Genomic DNA, 18921 nt, shown 5'->3' on the forward strand with positions numbered 1-18921 from the left:
CCGCGCACTAATTACAATGAATTTTTGGTAAGTGTTGCCAGTTGGTGGTGTATTGGGGCGAGAGGAAATCGCGCTTCATGGTCCAGTTCTGATGGGTACCTTTGGCGGCCGCGCCAATGGTCTGGCTGCCATATTTTTTGTTTATGGCATCCATGCATTGCATTAGTTTTGGATTATGGGTTAATTGCGCAAACATGTCGGGCTGTACATGCTCGTCGTCTAAAATTTCTATCGCACCTATGCCGCACTTGTGAAACAGCACGCCCGCTTTAAATAATACCTGGCTGGCATAACTGGCTGCCTGCACCAGTGCGCGGGTGTCGTTGGTAGGGTGGGCAAACTTGTGCTGCACGGCTTTATGATAGTGGCCTTCGCTGGCGAACGGGTTGGCGTGCGCAAACAGCGTGAGGGTAACCACGCTGCTTTGCTGTCGACGTAGCTTTTCGCCTACCTTCTCTGCGTGCCAGCAAAGCGCCTGACGTAAGTCGTTTTCCTGCGTAACCTTAATGCCAAACGCGCGCGTTGAGTAAATCTGCTTTTTATTGGCGCGTTCGGCGTCCCACGCGATGCACGGCGTGCCGTTTAACTCGCGCACGGTTCGCTCGGTTTCTACCGAGAATTGCTTGCGAATACTTTTGGGGTCGCACTGCGCCAGCTGCCAGGCGCTGGATATGCCCTGTACCTCCAGCCGGGCACTGATGCGTTTACCCACGCCCCAGATGTCGCTTACATGCATTTGCTGCAGCACATGCTGAATGGTTTGGGGCGTGTCGAGCACTGCCAGCCCGTTTTTATTGCCTAACCGCTTTCCGGCATGGCTTGCTACTTTTGCCAGCGTAGGCGTACTGCCAATGCCTACCCCCACGGGCAACCTAAGCTGCTGCCAAACAGCTTGCTTGATGTTTTGGGCATACTGTTGCCAGCCTTCCGGTGGGCACCAGTTACCAAAATGCAAAAAGCACTCGTCAATCGAATACACATGCATGTCGGGCGCGAACGCGCCGACTATCTGCATCATTTTGTTCGACAGGTCGTCGTATAACTCATAATTGGACGAGCGAACAACCGCACCATAACGTTTTAACAAGCCCTGCACTTTGTAATAGGGGCCAAATTTTTTCACGCCGGTGCTTTTTGCCAGCTCGCACATGGCGCAAATGCAGCCATCGTTATTGGTTAGCACCACCACCGGTTTGTTTCTGATGGCCGGATCGAACACCTTTTCTGCTGACGCATAAAAACTGTTGGCATCGACTAACGCATACATTGGCTTAACCACCTTACATAACGGTGCATGCGTACCGACCGCACAACGATGCCCTCCTCTTCGAAAGTGTCGCCTGGCCCTAACGGATAGGGTTGGTAGTCCAGCCCGGGTGATAACAATACGTTCGATTTCCGGTCGAACAATTTGCACACAAAGCTGCCGTTTAAGTTGGCTACCACAACATCCAGTGAGGTATGCGACGCGGCTCTGTCGACAATAAGCAAATCGCCATCGAAGATCCCGACACCGGTCATAGAGTCGCCCTGTGCCTGACCAATAAAGGTAGCACTGGGGTGTTCTATCAGGAGTTCGTCCAGATCCAGCCCGAGTTCACGATACTCTGCAGCGGGCGATTCGAACCCACTAATGCCTGCCTGCGCAAGCACGGGAATGACTTTCAGCATGGTTTACTGCACCTTCTGAAAAACAACTGAATGATACTGTTTATTTATACAGTATTTTGCACTATAGTGACAACGTCAATTCGAAAAAACGGAGCGAAACCATGGCAATTACCACACAGTATGTTGTTACACACAAAGGGGTAGAGAAACTGGTGACTACCGATAAAAAAGAAGCCGATCAGTACGATAAGATGCTGGACGCCGCCGATAATCTGGCCACTTATATCCACGCCAAGGGCATTAAGCTGGATGACGGCGTAGCCGAAGAACTTTCTATTTTGCTGGCGAAAAACAAAGACAAAGTGTCGAAGCTGTTTAAAGGCGCGTCGGCAGAAAGCGTATTGGAAGATGAATCTGCAGAAGTGGTAAAGCTTCAGGCTAACGGATAACGTTAGCCACTGCATTATTCTATGTACAGCGGTCTCACAGCGAGGCCATTGCCTGCCCTGCTGTCAGCGCCATGCAACCAGCATCATGAATACGATGACAAGCATAGGGACCTGCTGTTTTCCGCGCACAGCGTGACGTTGTACAAAGCAAAGTGAAACAATGCGAAGCCACGTGAAGTAATGACGCGGAAGTAGTGAAAAGAGCGCTAACCAACGCAGATTGGCAGGCTTCGCCTGCGCTGCTGATTTTCTGCGTTGCTTTCTTATTCCGGCGCACACGCGGGTAAACAATCCCAATACCATTGAACTTACACCGCGCAGACTGCTATAAACTGTTGATACAAAAATGCGTTTTCAGACAACGCAGAAATCAGTGAAGTAAAAGCAGATAAGGTGTAAGCCGTGACCCTTTCACAAGAAACATCACAAGCCCCGGCCTCTTCCGACAGCACGGCCGTCGCGCTGGATAAGGTAAACTTCAGTTACGGGCGCAACAGCGCTCCGGTTATTGATATTCCTCACTGGCACGTGAATGCAAAAGAACACGTTTTTGTCAGTGGTGCATCAGGCAGCGGCAAGAGTACACTGCTTAACCTTATCACCGGCACACTGATACCTCAGCAGGGTACGGTAACACTGTGCGGCAAGCCGTTCTCTGAGGTTTCAGCCCGCAAGCGCGATAAACTGCGGGCCACACACATTGGTGTGGTATTTCAGCAGTTCAATCTGATTAGCTATCTTACGGTATCGCAGAATATTGCGGCGGCAGCCTATTTTGCAGATAATCCCAGCAACGATATCGACGCGCGTATCCGTCAGCTACTCGCCGCCCTGAAACTGCCGGAATCTATTTTGCGGGCAAAAGCGTCTGAGTTAAGTGTGGGCCAGCAGCAACGTGTTGCCATTGCGCGCGCGCTGGTCAACGAACCCGAATTGCTTGTGGTCGATGAACCCACGTCTGCGCTGGACGCCAGTGCCCGCGATATCTTTATGTCGCTGCTGCGGGAAAACGCTCGCGACAGCGCGCTTATTTTTGTCAGCCACGACGCCGCTCTGGCATCTCATTTCGATAAACATACAGATATTGCAAGTCTCAATCAGGCGGGGGCTACCGTATGATCACGCAAATAGCCATTGCCAGCCTGCGTCATCGTTTAGGTTCTGTTCTGCTAACCTTATTTACCATTGTCATCAGCGTTAGCCTGCTGCTTAGCGTGGAGTACGTAAGGGGGCAGGTGCGCGACAGCTTCACCCGCACCGTGTCAGGTGTCGATATTATTGTGGGCGCGCCCACAGGACAGCTTAACCTGCTGCTCTATTCTGTGTTTCGTTTGGGTAACCCCACTAATGGCGTAAACTGGAACGACGTTGCCTGGCTACAAACTCACCCGCAGGTTGACTGGCTCGTTCCGTTGTCACTGGGTGATGCGCATAAGGGGTTTCGGGTAGTAGGCACCACTAATGGGTATTTTGAGCACTTCAAATATGGCGACAAACAGCCACTGTCATTCGCCAGTGGCGGGCATTTCGTCGCTGATACCTCAGCGGTAATTGGCGCAGAAGTAGCAACAGAATTAGGCTACGCCGTCAGCGATGAGATTGTGGTATCTCATGGGCTGGGCGATATCAGCTTTCAGCATCATGACGCCCATCCCTTTACCATCACCGGGATCCTTGCGCCCACTGGTACGCCGGCAGACAAAGCGGTATATGTCACTCTGCACGGGATAGAGTCGGTACATGCGTCACCATCGCCAGGCCGGACTCTGCGTCGCACAGCAATTACCAAACCTGGCAATGATGACTCAACGCAAGCCAGTCAAGACGATGCGCATGACACCCATCGCCATGAGGATGATGAGCAGCACCACGATCACGATGACTCTCACGAACATGAGTTACACGAAGAAAGTCACACAGAACACGATAATGATAGTGCAACCTCCACGTTATCTGAGGCGCAGCCAGAATCTGTCAGTGCATTGTTACTGGGACTCAAAAGTCGCGTGGCAGCATTGCAATTACAACACCAAATCAATAATTACGACGGTGCTGCACTGCTTGCTATTTTACCCGGCGTGGCACTGAAAGAGTTGTGGGGTCTGATGGGAAATGTAGAAAAGCTGCTGCTTGGTATATCGGTGCTCATCCTGCTTTCCTCACTGATTGGTTTAATTACACTGCTGCTGGCCACGATGCGCGAGCGCCGTCAGGAAATTGCGGTGCTGCGGGCAATCGGTGCAGGGCCAGCCACTATTTTATGGCTGGTTCAAGCTGAAGCCCTGCTTATCAGTGCTGTCGGCTGTGTGTTTAGCATCGCACTTGTCTCGGCAGGGCTGTCGCTTTTCTCAGAGTGGTTGAACGCCAGTTACGGACTGATTGTCACCGGCAGTCTTTTCACGCAGGCTACCGGCATTGTGATAGTCTGCGTAATGGCAGCCACCTGGTTATGCAGCTTTATTCCGGCTATTGCGGCTTACCGCACTGCATTGCATACCGGGCTAAGTGGCCGCTAGCAGGCTTATAACTGGCAGTGTATGCCATCACCGGTATATCGTATTCATCACTACCAATAAGGCTTTGTCAGCAGCCAACAAAAAAAGGCCACCCTGCGGGATGGCCTTTTTGCCTTGCGGCGTGTCAATGCACAGCGCCTGCGAAAAATACGCGACTCTTAATGACGCACGTTAACCTCACTACGCGCCTAACTGTTTACTTTCCTATCCGCTTTTCGCTTATTGCTTACTCACCTATCTGCTTTTTATTAATAAAGCGGGTGATGACCGAGTGCACCTGATTCACTGTATTGCGCAGTCGTTCACTGGCTTTCAGTGACGCCTCTGATGACCGCTGGGTTTCCGCAGCGCCATCAGCAATTTCAACGATTTGCTGATTAATGTGATCGGCAACGGTGCTCTGCTGCTCTACTGCAGAGGACATTTCGATCGTCGCTTCCGCGATACCGCTAACGGCGGTATTGATTTCAGACAATGCAGTACGGGTTTCTTCCACTATCTCTGTACCACGCTGTGCAGAGGACAGCCCTTCATCAGAGACCTTCACTGCACGCTCGGAACGCTCGGCAAGCACCTGAATAATGTTGTGGATTTTGTCAGTCGACTCACGGGTTTTCGATGCCAGAGAACGCACTTCATCTGCTACTACCGCAAAACCACGACCTTGTTCACCGGCACGGGCAGCTTCGATAGCCGCGTTCAGCGCCAGCAGGTTTGTCTGATCCGCAATGGTAGAGATAATACTCGCAGCCTCGCCGATATCATTGGTGGACTGTGCAAGCTCTTTTACGGTTTCAGATATTGACTCCACCGCCTGCTTTAAGCCAACGATGGCCTGAATGGCTTGCTCGGCTTTCTTATTGCCAGTGTCGACATTCTTTGAAGCACTGCGTGCACTTTCCGCATTCGTCTCGACACGCTGCGCCACTTCCTGGATTGCCTGTGACATCTGCGTTACCGCCGACGCAATTTGCTGAGTGGCCTGATTTTGCTGCATGACCGCGGCGCTGGTCGCATCTGCCTGCTCATGCGTAGTATTCGCAATACTGTCCAGACCCGCTGCGGCATCCTCAATTCGCGTCAGAGCCGTTCGACTGCGCGCCAGCTCGCACCCCATAGCCAGCTTCGCCCTCGAACGAACGCCATACTCTTTAAAATAGGTCTGGGCCACCACCGGGTTACTGTAGCTATCCGGACTTAAGTCCAGAAAATCCTGCCACTCTGATTGCGATATGCCCACACTCCAGGCCGCCATTAGCAGTAATGCTAGCGCGGTGATCACCGTTGGCAACCATCCGGCAGTCATACCAAGGATCACCAGTAACGGAATACCGAGCGACCAGTATGGCAAGGTTTTCTTCGCGTAATGAGCAGCCAGTTCTCCGGTTGAGGTGCTGGACTTGCCTTCACGCAAGCGGGCGTAGCGCATCTCGGCCCGTTTAATCTCAGCGGGTAACGCCGGTACCCGTACCGATTCATAACCGGTTATCTGACCGTTCTTATACACTGGTGTAACAAATGCAGACACCCAGTAATGATCGCCATCTTTTCTGCGGTTCTTAACCAGGCCCATCCATATTTTTCCGGATTCCAGTGTCGCCCACATTTCGCGGAACACCCCTGATGGCATATCTGGATGGCGGATCAGATTATGATTTTTTCCAATGAGTTCGTCTTTTTCGAATCCACTGACTTCGATAAATTCTTTATTGCAATGACTGATTACACCACGCCGATCCGTCGACGAGATAAGGCGGTAGTCATTAGGAAACTTGTACTCTCTCTGAGTAACAGGCTGATTATTGCGCATTGGCTGTAAAACTCCATTAATGCGTAAGGATTAACATTTTTTATCGGCAGGAGTTGTTAAGTCACTACTGCTGTTCATTAAAAGTAGACGACTTTTAGACTTTTGGATAATTGACGGGAGGATATCAGGGTTTTCATAGCAAAGCTGACACCTAAACGTATCAAAGAAGACACCAATCTATTTACGCAGATACCTGAAGGCCCAGATCAATACCACATAGTATTACTATCAGGAAGGTAGGTAATATCTGAAACCGGCGCTACATGTATACAGGCGCGCACTTGTATAGTGAAGACTCATGCTTGCAAAGTGTGGCAGATGCGCCAGCATTATTGGCAGACTGTCACAATGAGGTCGTCAGGAAGGTGTGACTGAGAGTACGCAGGCTTTGGCCACAAAAACGAAGCCAAAGCCTTTAGATGCGTTAGCGCCAGGCCGCCAGCGCATCGAGCACCGACATCACTTCACGGCTGGCAGATTCCATTTGTTTGACCAGCTTATCGCGCTGGGCCATGTCTCCCTTGCGTGCAGCCTCAATGGCAGCAACACCGCTGCGATGCACTTCTGCATGCGGCTTTTCCAACCGGCGGAATGAATCTGTTTTGCCCACGCCTGCATGTTGCTGCGCACTATACCACTTACCAAGACGGCAATTAGTATGGTCGGCAAACTCACCGGCTGACTTATTACTTTGTCCGCACAGTACTGCATATACCTCACTCTTCCATACAACGTGGTCAAGTTTCACAGTTTGAATAAAGGTTTCGTGCGAGCCGTTTTCAATGGTGTGCTTCATGCTGTCGCAATGCTGCACCATTTTTTCGTAAGACCCGTTAAGTGTACTAACACCTTCAGAGAGGTGGGTGTTGTTACTTTGCAATTCACTGACCGACCCAACGGCGGCGCGGGTAGACTGAATAATTCCCTGCACCAGTTCTGCCACTTCACTGGCTGATTTATTGGTTTCGTTTGCCAGCGCTCTCACTTCATCAGCAACCACGCTAAAACCACGACCTGCATCGCCTGCACGGGCGGCCTCAATGGCAGCGTTCAGCGCCAGCAGGTTTGTTTGATCAGAAATACTGGTGATGGTAGTTACAAACTTGTTGATGTTATCAGCCGTATCCGACAGTCCGGAAATGCGCTCGCTCATTTCACCCATGTGACCACTCAGCGAAGCCATGTCGCTGATAATGTCTTTTAGCGACTTAGCAGACTGACTAAACAGCTCATTAATATCAGAGATAGCACCGGTCTCTTCATCAATCTTCTCATACGCTGACAATACCGATTCGCGTATGCCGTTCATCTGGCCAAGCGCATCGAGCATGGCAGCACTTAGTACATCGTTTTTGCCCTGACTTGCTGCCTCTTGCAGCTCGCGGTTTTCGGCTTTCAGCCTTGCGTTTTCTGCTTCAAGCTGAGACAGCTTATCGAGGGTCTGATGTTGCTCTTCTTGCAACGCATTCAGGGCACTGACTTTATAATCATAGGAAGACTTTAGGACCAGCATAGAAGCTCCGGCAAATTGTTATCGTTTTTTTTACTGTACCAGAGGTACACGAGTCACTGCTATTTAGCAAACAAAAATTAATCGATGTTCAAATGTGACGGGTGGTTCCACGTACAATGAGTTCGGGGGTCAGAATATGCTGCATTGTCATTTTGTGACTTCCGTAAACCTGATCGAGGATCCAACTGGCTGCCATAGCGCCAATCTCCTGCACCGGATAATCGACCGTGGTTAGTTTAGGAGTAAGGTAGCTTGCAAAATCAATATTATCGTAACCGATGACCGATACGTCCTCCGGTACGCGTTTACCATGGTTTCGTAGCGCATTGATCGCGCCTGACGCCATTTCATCGTTAGCACAGGCAACGGCGGTAAAGTGCAGTCCGGCAGCCTCCAGCGCGTCAATTCCGGCTTCACCGGACTTCGCCTGGAAGTTCCCTTCTACCGTCAGATTAGGGTTGTAGTTAATGCCCGCTTCGGAAAGTGCACGTTTATGCCCTTCAAGCCGGTTAACACCATCGGCTTTAAATAGTGCTCCTGACAGGTATGCAATGTCACGATGCCCTAAATCGATGAGGTGTTTGGTTGCGAGATAGCCACCTGTCACGTTGTCCAGGCTAATACAGTTTTCACCGATTTCCTGAATGTAACGGTTAACAACAACCAAAGGTACATCCTGCTTCACCAGGTCAACCAGATAATCATCACTTACCGCTTCTACATGCAGGATCAGCGCATCGCAACGGCGACTGAGAAGCGCTTCAATTTCTTTTCTCTCAAGCTCTTCGTCGGAGTGTCCGGTTACCACAAACATGTGTTTGTTGGCCTGGCGCAACACTTTTTCAGAGCCGGCCACCATGGTACCGAAGAACGAACCGTGCAGTTCAGGTACAACGTAGCCAATGGTGTGGGTTTTATTAGAAGCCAGTGATGCAGCAATGACATTATGCCGGTACCCCAGCTTTTCCATTGCACTTAATACTTGCTCGCGGGTTTTCTCTTTAACGGTATCAGTATTATTGATAACCCGGGACACTGTTGCGGATGAAACACCGGCCAGTTCACTGACCTGTTTTATAGTAACCATATTTTCCGTGATTCCTGAATGCCCCGACACGAAGCCGGCGCACACCTGACTGAACCGCCTGTTACTGGCGTTGCAGTGACAACTGTTGCTGAATAGCGTCTATCTTGTTGTTATCTAATGTATACCAGCGCATGATAATCGCAACACCTAAAGAGGCAATCGCCGGTAATATGCAAAACGAAATCACAATACCGGCAGACACCCGCTCGCTCAATACGTTCGCTTCATAGCCGTAAAATGCCAGTAACCACCCCGCCATAGCACCGCCCAATGCCAGACCAACCTTGATGAAGAACACAACCGTTGAGTAGGTTACGCCAGTCATTCGCACACCAGTTTTATGTTCTCCGTAATCCACCACATCGGCAATTTTTGCCCACAGCAGTGGCGTTGCCATTTGCAGCAACAAGCCCCACAGGAAGTGCAGGCTTACTGCCAGCAACCACGCATCGGCTGGCACAAAATAATTCAGGATGCAGATAACCGCACTGGCAATTTGCAAAAAGGTATATACCTTAATTTTGCAGAACCTTCTGGCGGCCGGGTTCGCCAGCGCGCACCCGATAATGCTGCCAATCATGCCTGCTGTAACAAACAGAGTAACGTCGTCAGGACGCTGTAATACGTATTTCACGTAATAGATTGCCAGCGTATTTCGCAGCACCATCCCCGTTAACAGCACAACGGCGACAACGCATAACACTCGGCATTGATCGTTTTGCCACAGGGCTTTTAGCTGCTGCGTGTAGGGCACAGCCACTTCATTTGAGGGCTTTACCCGCTCCCGCGTGCCTAAAAAGCACAGCAGAAATAACACCATGCCGATGACGCTCATGAGGATCATCGCACCCTGGTAGCCAGCGGCGTCATCCCCCTGACCAAAGTACTCCACCAGCGGCAACATAAATAATGTCACGATCAGGCCGCCGCCCATGGCAAAGACAAAACGGTAAGACTGAATTGACACGCGCTCATTGGCATCGGCGCTCATTACGCCGCCCAGTGCAGAATACGGAATGTTGATAGCGGTATACATCAACATCAGCAGTGCATAGGTACCGAAGGCATAAGCGAACTTGCCGGTTTCAGGTAAAGGCGGTGAGGTAAAAGCAATCACACTGCAGATAGCAAATGGCAGTGCCAGCCATAACAGATAAGGGCGGTAACTGCCCCAGCGGGTTCGTGTTCGATCGGCCAGTGCGCCCATCATTGGATCGGTCACCGCGTCAAAAATTCTTACTATCAGGAACATACTGCCGACCGCAGCAGGCGATAGCCCCACGATATCGGTGTAATAAAAAGTAAGAAACAACATTACCGTCTGGAAGATAAAGTTACTGGCGGTATCTCCCAGACCGTAGGCAATCTTTTCCCGTGAACTGACCATGCGCACTACGCCCGATTAATCGTTATTCTTTTCGTTGTGCCAGCATTTTGCGTAATGCCAGCGCACTGTTTTTCAGCGTACGCTTTTGTGTTTCATAATCAACATAAACGATGCCAAAACGCTTTTCGTAACCTAACGCCCACTCAAAATTATCCAGCAAACTCCAGACAAAGTACCCCGTAATGTTAACCCCCTGATTTACGGCTTCTGTCACGGCATCCATGTGTGTTTGCAGATAACGAATACGCTGTTCATCATTCACTACGCCATCGATAAGATGATCGTCGCTTGCCAGCCCGTTTTCCGTAATCAGCAAGGGAGGCAGCCGGTAATCGTTATGTAATTGTAGCAGTAAATCGGTGAGCCCCTGCGGATACACTTCCCAGCCCATTGCCGTTTTTTCGCAATCTTCGGGAGGATCCAGCTGCTTGGGATCTTCTCCACCATCGTCTTTCACTTTCGCCCGGGTGTAATAATTCACGCCCAGAAAATCGATGGGCTGAGAAATGGTTTCCATATCACCCTCTTCAATCAGCGGGCAATGCTCCGGTGGCAGCGATTCAAGCAGCCCGGGATATTCGCCCTCGATAATCGGGCGGATATACCAGTCGTTAAAATGATCGTGCGCCAGCTTGGTAGCTGTTTTATCTTTATCGGAGTCGCTTGCAGGGTAAAAAGGGGTGAAGTTAAGTACGATACCACTTTCTGTATCCGGCACATTCTTTCGCAGCACCTTCATACCCAGTCCGTGCGCCAGTAACAAATGGTGCACGGCTTTCTTGCCGTACTCTTTCCCTACTTTACCCGGCGCATGCACACCGACCTCGTACCCGAGGTAGGCACTACAGAAAGGTTCATTCAATGTGGCGTAGGAATACACTTTATCGCCAAAGGCTTTGGTTACCACATCGACATACTCAGCGAAGGCAAAGGCGGTATCGCGGTTTAACCAGCCGCCTTTATCTTCAAGATACTGCGGCAAATCCCAGTGATAAAGGGTAACGTAAGCTTTAATATTGCGCTGTGCCAGTGTGTCAAGAATGCCTATGTAGAAATCCAGACCTTCCTGATTTACCGACCCATCAGCACGGATGATACGCGGCCAGCATATTGAAAACCGGTATGCATCGACATTCAGCGAAGCAATTAGCGCAATATCTTCTTTCCACAGGTTAATGTGGTCGCATGCAACAAGGCCGTGGCTGCCATCGGCAATTTTGCCGGGTTGCTCACAAAAGGTATCCCAAATGCACGGCTCACGTCCCTCAGCCCCTCCTTCAATTTGAAAGGAAGAAGTGGCGACACCGAGCGTAAATGAGGGATCCGCAAATGGCGATCCGGGCTTCGCAGTAATATCCATGAGAGACAGGTATTCCTACAGGTTAACAGTTTAAATCTATAAAAAAATATTGGCGCTGAACAGGCGTTCAGTCTGTCCAGGCGTTGTGCTGGAAGCGCTTACAAAAAATTAGCAAGACACAGCATATCTACTGAAACTGTGGTTGACTTTACCACAAAGTGTAAGCGCTTTCATAGCGTTTTTAACATGAATTTTACACGTCGGAGTATGGCAAATGATGAGGAGGAAAAAAGTGCGCCTACTGGCGTAAGCGCACCAAAGGGCCGACCTGGAGAAGGAGTGGGGCCGAGCCTGAAAATTGCCAGAACCGACAGAACACCAAGCTGAATTCTGTCCGCACCAGCAATACTGAGCAGAATGCAATTAGCCCGCTTTTTTTATACCCAACTGTTCACGAGCATCATGGGTGAGTTTCACCAAAGCCTGACGCACTTGCGTTGGGGTATGACATAATTCGTGGAAAGCAACATAAATGACTTTTTCACCACAACGATAATGCGCCCCTTCCGGAAACACGCTGACCATCTCAGGCTGCCCGCAATAGAGGCCGCTGGCAACACGGATAAAGGCCTGCATGGCATCGACGTGATCGTCATTCATATGGTTGATCATACCTGACGCGTTACTGTGCCAGTCCTGCTGCGGTACAAACCACAACTCTTTGCTTATCCAGTGAATTTTCCCAAACCCGCCAATGTAGCGCACGCGCTCGGTGCGAATTTTGTAAAAGTTAAAATCGTGGGTTTGTTCATAGCTTTTCGCTTGCGGAAACAATGCCAGATACTGCGCTTTGACTTTTTCAGCGGCAACTCGCTCAGCGTTCCCGAGTATTGTTACTCTCCCGTTAGCCTGAGAGTCGTCTTCGTCTGCATCAAAAATAGTAAGACTGACTTTTGAGTCAGCGTTGATATTGCGGGTGTGAAGTGCAATATCGGAAATATAGATAATGGCATCACCTTGCGCGGTGAGATAAAACGGCACGACCGAGCCAAACGGATAGCCCGGCATTGATGTAGACTGCGTACTCAGCACCCCTGAATGGTGCTTGCGTGAAAGGTGTTTGGCATCAAACGTAATGTGTTGCATGCTCATAGTGACTCCTGATTAGTGCGTGACGAACACAATCTGTTGTTCGTTTTTAAGTAGTTTCAGTTGAGTGTGAAAACACCGTGCCAGTACATTTGCAGTAAGCGCTTCGGCCGGCGGCGCATCCGCCAGGCATCGCTTCTCGCCAAGTACCATCATCCGGCTGGCGTAAGGCGTGATCAAATTAATATCGTGGCTTACGCATAAAACACACAGGCCGGCCTGACATAAACGTGTCAGTGTCTGCATCACGATTTTCTGATGTCGCAAATCCAGTGCTGAAGTGGGCTCATCAAGTAGTAACATACGCCCGCTTAGCGTCTGGCTGTGCAATTCCGGTGAAGGCAGGATCTGCAAAACTGTTTTTGCCAGAAATACCCGCTGTCGCTCGCCGCCCGATAACGTCTGAATATTGCGGGTAAGCAAATGAGAAATCTCCAACCACCGCGCCACCTGCTGGATGCATTGCTGACGTTTATCGGGTGACTCTGTAATCTGGTTCCGGGCCATTTCCAGTATTTCTGCCGACACGAAGCCAAACGGCGTTACCGGAGTTTGTTGCATCACAGCCCGCAGGCTTGCCAGTTCAGACGATGTGAAATCCTGAAGCGGCTTGCCGTGAAAGCAGATATCTGACGATGTCGTGACGTTAGCGCCGCTTAGCTCAGACAGCAGTGATGATTTTCCACACCCGTTTTCTCCCACTATTGCCACAAACTCACCGGGCTCGAAAAAAGCTTTAAAACTCTCAAGGAGCGTGCGACGCCCTCGGGTAACGGTCAGATTATTAACGTGTAGCATTGCATTCTCAGCCAAAGCCCAGTCTCCCTTTTTGTTGCCACAGCAGATACAGAAAAAACGGTGCTCCTATGGCTGAAGTCACAATACCGATGGGAATTTCCATAGGCGGGAACAGCGAACGTGAGAGCGTATCTGCTACCACCAGCAACAACGCGCCCATTAGCCCGCAAGCAGGTAACAAAAAGCGATGCTCCACACCGAACAGACTGCGACAAATATGCGGTACTACCAGCCCGACAAAACTGATAATGCCGCACAACGCGGTTGCCATACCGACAGAAAATGCGACCAGCCAAAGAATAGTCTGCTTGTAGCGTTTTACATTCAATCCCATGTAAGCAGCGTCACTCTCTCCCAGTGCTAACAGGTTCAGCGCCTGTCTGCAGGCTACCAGTCCGGCTGTTGCCAGCATCCCTGCACCGGTAATGACTGCCACCACGCTCCACTGCGCACCTGCCATACTGCCCATCGTCCAGTACGTAATTTGGCGTAGTGCATCGTCGCTTGCGACATAACTGACAGCACCGATAATAGTGCCACTCAAGGCATTGATGGCGACGCCTGCCAGGATAAGCGATGCGACGGACATTCCACCGGGTGTACTGGCAAAACGCACCACCAGCCATACCGCCATAAGCGCTCCACCAAACGCCCAGGTAGCAACCCATACCGGCGCGAGCGCAGGAATAAATGGTGGCAGTATCGCCATGCTGACAGCAGCTGCGGCAGCAGCACCTCCGGCAATACCAATTAAGCCAGGATCGGCAAGCGGGTTGCGAACCAGTCCCTGCATCGCACAACCTGACATGGCCAGCATCGCTCCGACAGTGGCTGTCATTAATACACGCGGTAAGCGCAGTTCGGTAACAATGTAGTATTGGGTTGCCACATCGGACGCAGACTGAACAGAGAACATGGATGAAACTACCTGAGCCAGCTGGATCTCATAACTGCCTGAGACCAGCCCCGCGTACATCGCTGCCATCAACGCCACGGTAATGAGAGCAGCGCGTAGTTTGCGCTCACGTACTCTGGCCTGTACAAATTGCTGGTAGGCCTGCGGCTGTTGCGTCAGCGTACTCACGGATAAAGCCCGGCTGTTGATGCGGTTTGCTTCTGTCGTATGGCCGTTTTGGCCTGGTCCGCAACAATGCCCAGTGCATCGGCAAAGCGCGGAGACAGCCCTAATCCGATACTGCTGTCAATTGACTGCACCAGGCAATGCTTGCCTGCAAAGGTCGCGGCAACTGCCTTTTGCGAACACAGTTTTTGTAGTGCGCTTTCACCATGCAGCATGTGTCCTGCAACCAGGATAAAGTCGGGATTGCCGGCCAGTACCGTTTCGTTGTCGATAAGCTTATAGCCCTCTATGGACTCAGCGATATTGACAATATTTAGCTCAGAAAAGAGCGCCTGCGGCACCGTATTTTGTCCCGCTACCGTCAGCCCTCTGTCGTTATTCGCTACGATAAACAATGCCCTGAGGGAGTGTGTGGTATCTGCATCATTCAGAAAACGTTGCTTTTGTTCTGTAACCTCACGTTGAATTCGTTCTATAAGACGGTTTGCTGCAGTTTCTGCATTTACAATATCCCCGACATCGCGAATTACACTGAGCAAACCCGCGAGGTTTCTAGGCTGATGCAGTACTGAAACCTGCACACCCGCGCTCGCTACCTGCTTAAGCATGATGTCAGGCCCGGTCGCATCAGCACCAATTAAGTGCGTCGGATGCTGAGCAAGCACACCTTCAGTACTGAGCTGTCTGAAATATCCCAGCTTGGTTACCTCGCCTGCAGGTTCCGGGTAGGAACTGGTGTTGTCGGTTGCCACCACCCAATCACCGCGCCCCAGCGCGTAGATTACCTCCGTTATACTGCCACCAGCACTGATAATGCGTGGCGTGTCGCTATTTGCTGTTACCGGCAGGCCGAAGCCTGCCACTAGCAACAGTAACAGCAGAGTCATACTGATACGCGTCATCACAGTTTATTCCTGAACCAGTTCATCTGCGCGGAAGCTATAGCTTCCTGAAGTGCCAGCATCGTCATAGTAGCTGGTGATCTGCAGCTTGAACGTAGCGCCAGCTGTCTGAATAAGGTACACACCAAATTGCGAGTGCAGTAAATGCGAAGTGCTATCGTAGAAATACCAGGGAGACGCATCAAAGGCATAATCTGTGACATTGTCCTCACTGAAGCCGTAGAAAGGTGCAGCTTCCGGATCGATACCAGTATGGGTTTCTCCATCTGTGCGTAACACCGTAGCATCGTCGGCAAGAAGCATCGCAAATTCTGCGGCGCCATCACCACAGGGAATCTGAACATCCCAGTTATCGGCTTCGGTAACGGCCTGTTGCAGGTCAAAATCAATAAACAGTGGTTCAACGCAGCCTACTGCATTGAGGGTGATATCCACCGGCTGCGCAAACTCTGCCTGCCCGTCCACCGCGCTTTGATGCATGACTTCCAATGTGATCTCGCCCAGACCGCGACCTTCGGTGACGATGTTGGTTACGTGAAATTTGGTGTAATTGTCATCCGAGGAAACAATGTAAAATACGTCATCAGCCGGCGACACGACATGGGTTGTCATATCGTAGTGATAGAAGCTGTCGCCAATTACCTGCGATTCTGAATCGGTAATAAATGCATCTGCCTGCGGAATATCTTCTGCGGTAATGGCCAGATAATCTTCCAGTTCACTGTCAGGTGTCGCATTTAAGAATTTGTCTGCAACCGGCTCGCCGCTATCATCATAAAAGTCAGCGTTATTACCCGTGAAATAAACACTGACCGGCGTCTCCTGATGGGTATTCACAAAAACACTGGTGCGTTTGAAGGCGATGTCCCAGGTGGTATCTGTAGCCGCTTCCTCTTCTGTCAGTGAAACCTCTGTTTGTGTATCAAGATCGAAATATACCGCGACAGGATCTGAGGTTGAGCCCGTGCTGAAGGGACCGAATACGGTGCCTTCCTCGATATTGCCATCACTGCTATCGCCATCATCACCCGTATCTTCGCCACTGTCATCACCTTCAGAACTGTCCGGTGGCGTGGTGCTGGTATCAGGATCGCTGGAGCCTCCACAAGCGGTAAGTCCGAGACTGATAGCTAAAAGTAATGCTAAATAGGTTTTGTTCATTTATAAGTTCCTTATTAAGAAATGTTAAAAGCGATAGCCGAAGCCGAGATAGACCCGACGGGCTGTAACAGGCCGCGCATCCCAACGCCCGGATTGGGTAAGTGCTGGATCCCGATGGGTGTCGGTAAGGTTTTCTGCACCAGCGCGAAACTGCCAGTGAGCAGTTAAGTGATGCTGATAGACCAGGTTGACGGTAGTGAAGTGGTCGCGGCCAATATCGGTGTACCCCTGTGCAGGCGAGACGTCCCCTTCATAAACCAGATAGGTTTGCAGTGTGCTGTCCACGTTATCGAAGTCATAGCTGACTGACGCCTTCACTACGTGTCGCGGACGCTCTGTCAGGCGTTTCCCCTGCTCTCCTTCGGTTTGCAGATAGCTGTAATGAACCTGCCAGTGCCAGTTCAGGTTTCTGGCCGACATACTGATATCAACACCGGATAGCGTGGCTTCTTCAAGGTTCTGATAAACGGAGATATCCAGACCGGCCTCCTCCGAGGCTTCCCGATCCAGCTGTGTGGTGATGAACGCTTCCGCTTCGGTATGATGCAGTTCAATGTCGCCGGAAAACTGCCACTGACTGGAAGCTGGCTCCCATATCACTTCCACGCCGGCATTGGTACTCAACGCCGTTTCTGGCACCAGTGCAGAATTTCCCAGCACCATGTAACCAAGGTTACTGTGGTCAAAAACGTAATAGCGTTCTTTTAAGTTTGGTACCCGGTAACTGCTCCCCACGCCGCCGCGCCACTGCCATTTCAGTGTCTGCTGTTTAACGACGTGACTGATGCTGAGCTTTATCGCTTCATGCCAGCCGAAATCAGAATCGTTTTGCACCCGTAACCCGCCTAACCACTGGGTATCACCGGTGCGCCAGTTGGCCTGCAGGTAAGCCTCGGCGCTGTCACGGCTGGCGTTATCAACTTCTGTTGTACCGGTATCAATCCGATACTGATCCAGTTCGTCGGTATGCAACACGCCACCCGCTACCCACTCAATGGCACCGGAACTGACAATCCATTGGGCGTCCAGCTCGGCCAGCAATATGTCGGTTTGGCGTAAACCATTACTGTTGCCGCTTAGTTCATCGTGCTCAAGATAGCGACCATTAACATGCCACTGGTGTGATTTTTCGATTCGAAAGTCGTGCTGCCATTGCGTTACATCAGACTGGTATTGAATAAGCGCATTCTGACCAGGGATCGCAGACTGAGGCTTATTCTTGGTTTCCTCAAACCACTGTCCGTTGTAGCGGATCTGCAAATCATCCCAGTGTCGCCCTACAGACAATGTCGCAAAATCTTTGTCTACGGCGCCACCATTCTGTACCACCGTATCGGGATCATACTCAAAGCCAGGGTTTGCGATATGTTGTACGCTCCCACCCAGTCGCCATTGCTCCCAGCGGGTGCTGGCGTTGATTTTTGCCGTGTGTCCCCATCGCTCATCGTCAATTGCGTTGCCAGGAAAAGCGGAAACCTCGTAGTCGGCTGTGAGCGCACTTCCCTCTGGCGTGTCGGTAATGATATTGATCACTCCGCCCATCGCAGAGCTGCCGTACAACACGGAGGCGGCACCACGGACAATTTCGATCTGACGGATATTGTTTACACTGATTTGGTCCAAATCGACGGAGGAGCCGGTGGGCGAAATTACCGGCTGCCCGTTAATCAAAACCAGTACATGATCGCCGTTAAAACCGCCCATTTGCACGTTGTAGCCATCTTTCTGGTTTCGACGAACGACTACACCGGGCATAACCTCTAATACTTGTCGCAGTGTTCCTTTCGACAGGCGGGCGATTTCCTCGCCCTCAACCACATCAACCTTTACTGGTGAGTCATGCAACAGTGTCGGTGTGCGTGTCCCGGTGACCACAACTCGCTCAAGCCTGTCGGAGGGTTCCGCAGCAATAGCGGGTGCTACAGCGACAACGGCACTAAGAAATGCTGCACTTCGATTCACGGCTTCCTCTTTGATAATCTAAATGATAATAATTATCATTCGATCCTATACAAAATAAAGAGGATTACAACCCTGAATTTTTTAAGGGATTATTGGTGTTCTCTGTATGTTTAAAAAATAGAAAAAGGCTTTTTATCAGATAGATAAAAAGCCTTTTTGCGCAGTGGGTCAGAACTGGAGAAGATGAGCAGGTCA

16 protein-coding genes are annotated in these 18921 nt (G+C 50.7%); 3 read left to right on the forward strand and 13 right to left on the reverse strand.

The features are described from left to right. Window positions 1–7: 7 nt before the first annotated feature. Entirely contained in the window at window positions 8–1267 is a 1260-nt protein-coding gene (locus JKP77_RS00655; protein ID WP_218309276.1) for a Y-family DNA polymerase, read from the reverse strand. Further along, entirely contained in the window at window positions 1255–1671 is a 417-nt protein-coding gene (locus JKP77_RS00660) for a S24 family peptidase (protein ID WP_218309277.1), read from the reverse strand. The genes JKP77_RS00655 and JKP77_RS00660 overlap by 13 nt, the downstream gene beginning before the upstream one ends. Window positions 1672–1772: 101 nt before the next feature. On the opposite strand from JKP77_RS00660, the gene JKP77_RS00665 reads away from it, so the two are divergent. The 3 genes from JKP77_RS00665 to JKP77_RS00675 all read left to right on the forward strand — a co-directional run bounded on the left by JKP77_RS00665 (window position 1773) and on the right by JKP77_RS00675 (window position 4576). After that, window positions 1773–2060 carry a YebG family protein gene (locus tag JKP77_RS00665; protein ID WP_218309278.1) on the forward strand — a complete coding sequence of 96 codons (288 nt, stop codon included), beginning with the start codon at window positions 1773–1775 and terminating at the stop codon, window positions 2058–2060. A 402-nt stretch (window positions 2061–2462) separates the two neighbouring features. Next, on the forward strand, window positions 2463–3179 hold the full coding sequence (locus JKP77_RS00670) for an ABC transporter ATP-binding protein (protein ID WP_218309279.1): 717 nt from the start codon (window positions 2463–2465) through the stop codon (window positions 3177–3179). Then, on the forward strand, window positions 3176–4576 hold the full coding sequence (locus JKP77_RS00675) for an ABC transporter permease (protein ID WP_218309280.1): 1401 nt from the start codon (window positions 3176–3178) through the stop codon (window positions 4574–4576). The genes JKP77_RS00670 and JKP77_RS00675 overlap by 4 nt, the downstream gene beginning before the upstream one ends. A gap of 226 nt (window positions 4577–4802) precedes the next feature. Here JKP77_RS00675 and JKP77_RS00680 read toward each other — a convergent pair whose 3' ends face one another. The 11 genes from JKP77_RS00680 to JKP77_RS00730 all read right to left on the reverse strand — a co-directional run bounded on the left by JKP77_RS00680 (window position 4803) and on the right by JKP77_RS00730 (window position 18726). Next, on the reverse strand, window positions 4803–6386 hold the full coding sequence (locus JKP77_RS00680; RefSeq protein ID WP_218309281.1) for a methyl-accepting chemotaxis protein: 1584 nt from the start codon (window positions 6384–6386) through the stop codon (window positions 4803–4805). Between the two features lie 424 nt (window positions 6387–6810). Continuing rightward, window positions 6811–7899 (reverse strand): methyl-accepting chemotaxis protein, encoded by a 1089-nt coding sequence (locus JKP77_RS00685; protein WP_218309282.1) that lies wholly within the window; start codon window positions 7897–7899, stop codon window positions 6811–6813. An 88-nt stretch (window positions 7900–7987) separates the two neighbouring features. Continuing rightward, on the reverse strand, window positions 7988–8986 hold the full coding sequence (locus JKP77_RS00690) for a LacI family DNA-binding transcriptional regulator (RefSeq protein ID WP_218309283.1): 999 nt from the start codon (window positions 8984–8986) through the stop codon (window positions 7988–7990). Between the two features lie 61 nt (window positions 8987–9047). Further along, window positions 9048–10373 carry a glycoside-pentoside-hexuronide (GPH):cation symporter gene (locus tag JKP77_RS00695; protein ID WP_218309284.1) on the reverse strand — a complete coding sequence of 442 codons (1326 nt, stop codon included), beginning with the start codon at window positions 10371–10373 and terminating at the stop codon, window positions 9048–9050. A 22-nt stretch (window positions 10374–10395) separates the two neighbouring features. Beyond that, window positions 10396–11733: a GH1 family beta-glucosidase gene (locus JKP77_RS00700; protein ID WP_218309285.1), complete on the reverse strand. Its 1338-nt coding sequence runs from the start codon at window positions 11731–11733 to the stop codon at window positions 10396–10398. A 363-nt stretch (window positions 11734–12096) separates the two neighbouring features. Next, window positions 12097–12825 carry a HugZ family pyridoxamine 5'-phosphate oxidase gene (locus tag JKP77_RS00705; RefSeq protein WP_218309286.1) on the reverse strand — a complete coding sequence of 243 codons (729 nt, stop codon included), beginning with the start codon at window positions 12823–12825 and terminating at the stop codon, window positions 12097–12099. Between the two features lie 12 nt (window positions 12826–12837). Further along, entirely contained in the window at window positions 12838–13635 is a 798-nt protein-coding gene (locus JKP77_RS00710) for an ATP-binding cassette domain-containing protein (protein WP_246601009.1), read from the reverse strand. Beyond that, entirely contained in the window at window positions 13628–14704 is a 1077-nt protein-coding gene (locus JKP77_RS00715; protein WP_338024823.1) for a FecCD family ABC transporter permease, read from the reverse strand. Before JKP77_RS00715 ends, JKP77_RS00710 begins: the two co-directional genes overlap by 8 nt. Continuing rightward, window positions 14701–15603: a heme/hemin ABC transporter substrate-binding protein gene (locus tag JKP77_RS00720; RefSeq protein ID WP_218309387.1), complete on the reverse strand. Its 903-nt coding sequence runs from the start codon at window positions 15601–15603 to the stop codon at window positions 14701–14703. Before JKP77_RS00720 ends, JKP77_RS00715 begins: the two co-directional genes overlap by 4 nt. A gap of 6 nt (window positions 15604–15609) precedes the next feature. Continuing rightward, window positions 15610–16764, reverse strand: a complete 1155-nt coding sequence (locus JKP77_RS00725; protein WP_218309287.1) for an HmuY family protein — start codon at window positions 16762–16764, stop codon at window positions 15610–15612. A gap of 24 nt (window positions 16765–16788) precedes the next feature. Next, a complete protein-coding gene (locus JKP77_RS00730) occupies window positions 16789–18726 on the reverse strand; it encodes a TonB-dependent receptor plug domain-containing protein (protein ID WP_218309288.1) in 1938 nt (645 codons plus the stop codon). Between the last annotated feature and the right edge of the window lie 195 nt (window positions 18727–18921).

Source organism: Alteromonas antoniana (genome assembly GCF_019249295.1).
Taxonomy (GTDB): Bacteria; Pseudomonadota; Gammaproteobacteria; order Enterobacterales; family Alteromonadaceae; genus Alteromonas; species Alteromonas antoniana.

Coding starts and splice junctions, on each gene's coding strand:
- JKP77_RS00660 (WP_218309277.1), bottom strand. CDS start 1,671: ATGCTGAAAGTCATTCCCGTGCTTGCGCAGGCAGGCATTAGTGGGTTC.
- JKP77_RS00695 (WP_218309284.1), bottom strand. CDS start 10,373: ATGGTCAGTTCACGGGAAAAGATTGCCTACGGTCTGGGAGATACCGCC.
- JKP77_RS00680 (WP_218309281.1), bottom strand. CDS start 6,386: ATGCGCAATAATCAGCCTGTTACTCAGAGAGAGTACAAGTTTCCTAAT.
- JKP77_RS00705 (WP_218309286.1), bottom strand. CDS start 12,825: ATGAGCATGCAACACATTACGTTTGATGCCAAACACCTTTCACGCAAG.
- JKP77_RS00665 (WP_218309278.1), top strand. CDS start 1,773: ATGGCAATTACCACACAGTATGTTGTTACACACAAAGGGGTAGAGAAA.
- JKP77_RS00725 (WP_218309287.1), bottom strand. CDS start 16,764: ATGAACAAAACCTATTTAGCATTACTTTTAGCTATCAGTCTCGGACTT.
- JKP77_RS00700 (WP_218309285.1), bottom strand. CDS start 11,733: ATGGATATTACTGCGAAGCCCGGATCGCCATTTGCGGATCCCTCATTT.
- JKP77_RS00675 (WP_218309280.1), top strand. CDS start 3,176: ATGATCACGCAAATAGCCATTGCCAGCCTGCGTCATCGTTTAGGTTCT.
- JKP77_RS00720 (WP_218309387.1), bottom strand. CDS start 15,603: ATGACGCGTATCAGTATGACTCTGCTGTTACTGTTGCTAGTGGCAGGC.
- JKP77_RS00655 (WP_218309276.1), bottom strand. CDS start 1,267: ATGTATGCGTTAGTCGATGCCAACAGTTTTTATGCGTCAGCAGAAAAG.
- JKP77_RS00685 (WP_218309282.1), bottom strand. CDS start 7,899: ATGCTGGTCCTAAAGTCTTCCTATGATTATAAAGTCAGTGCCCTGAAT.
- JKP77_RS00690 (WP_218309283.1), bottom strand. CDS start 8,986: ATGGTTACTATAAAACAGGTCAGTGAACTGGCCGGTGTTTCATCCGCA.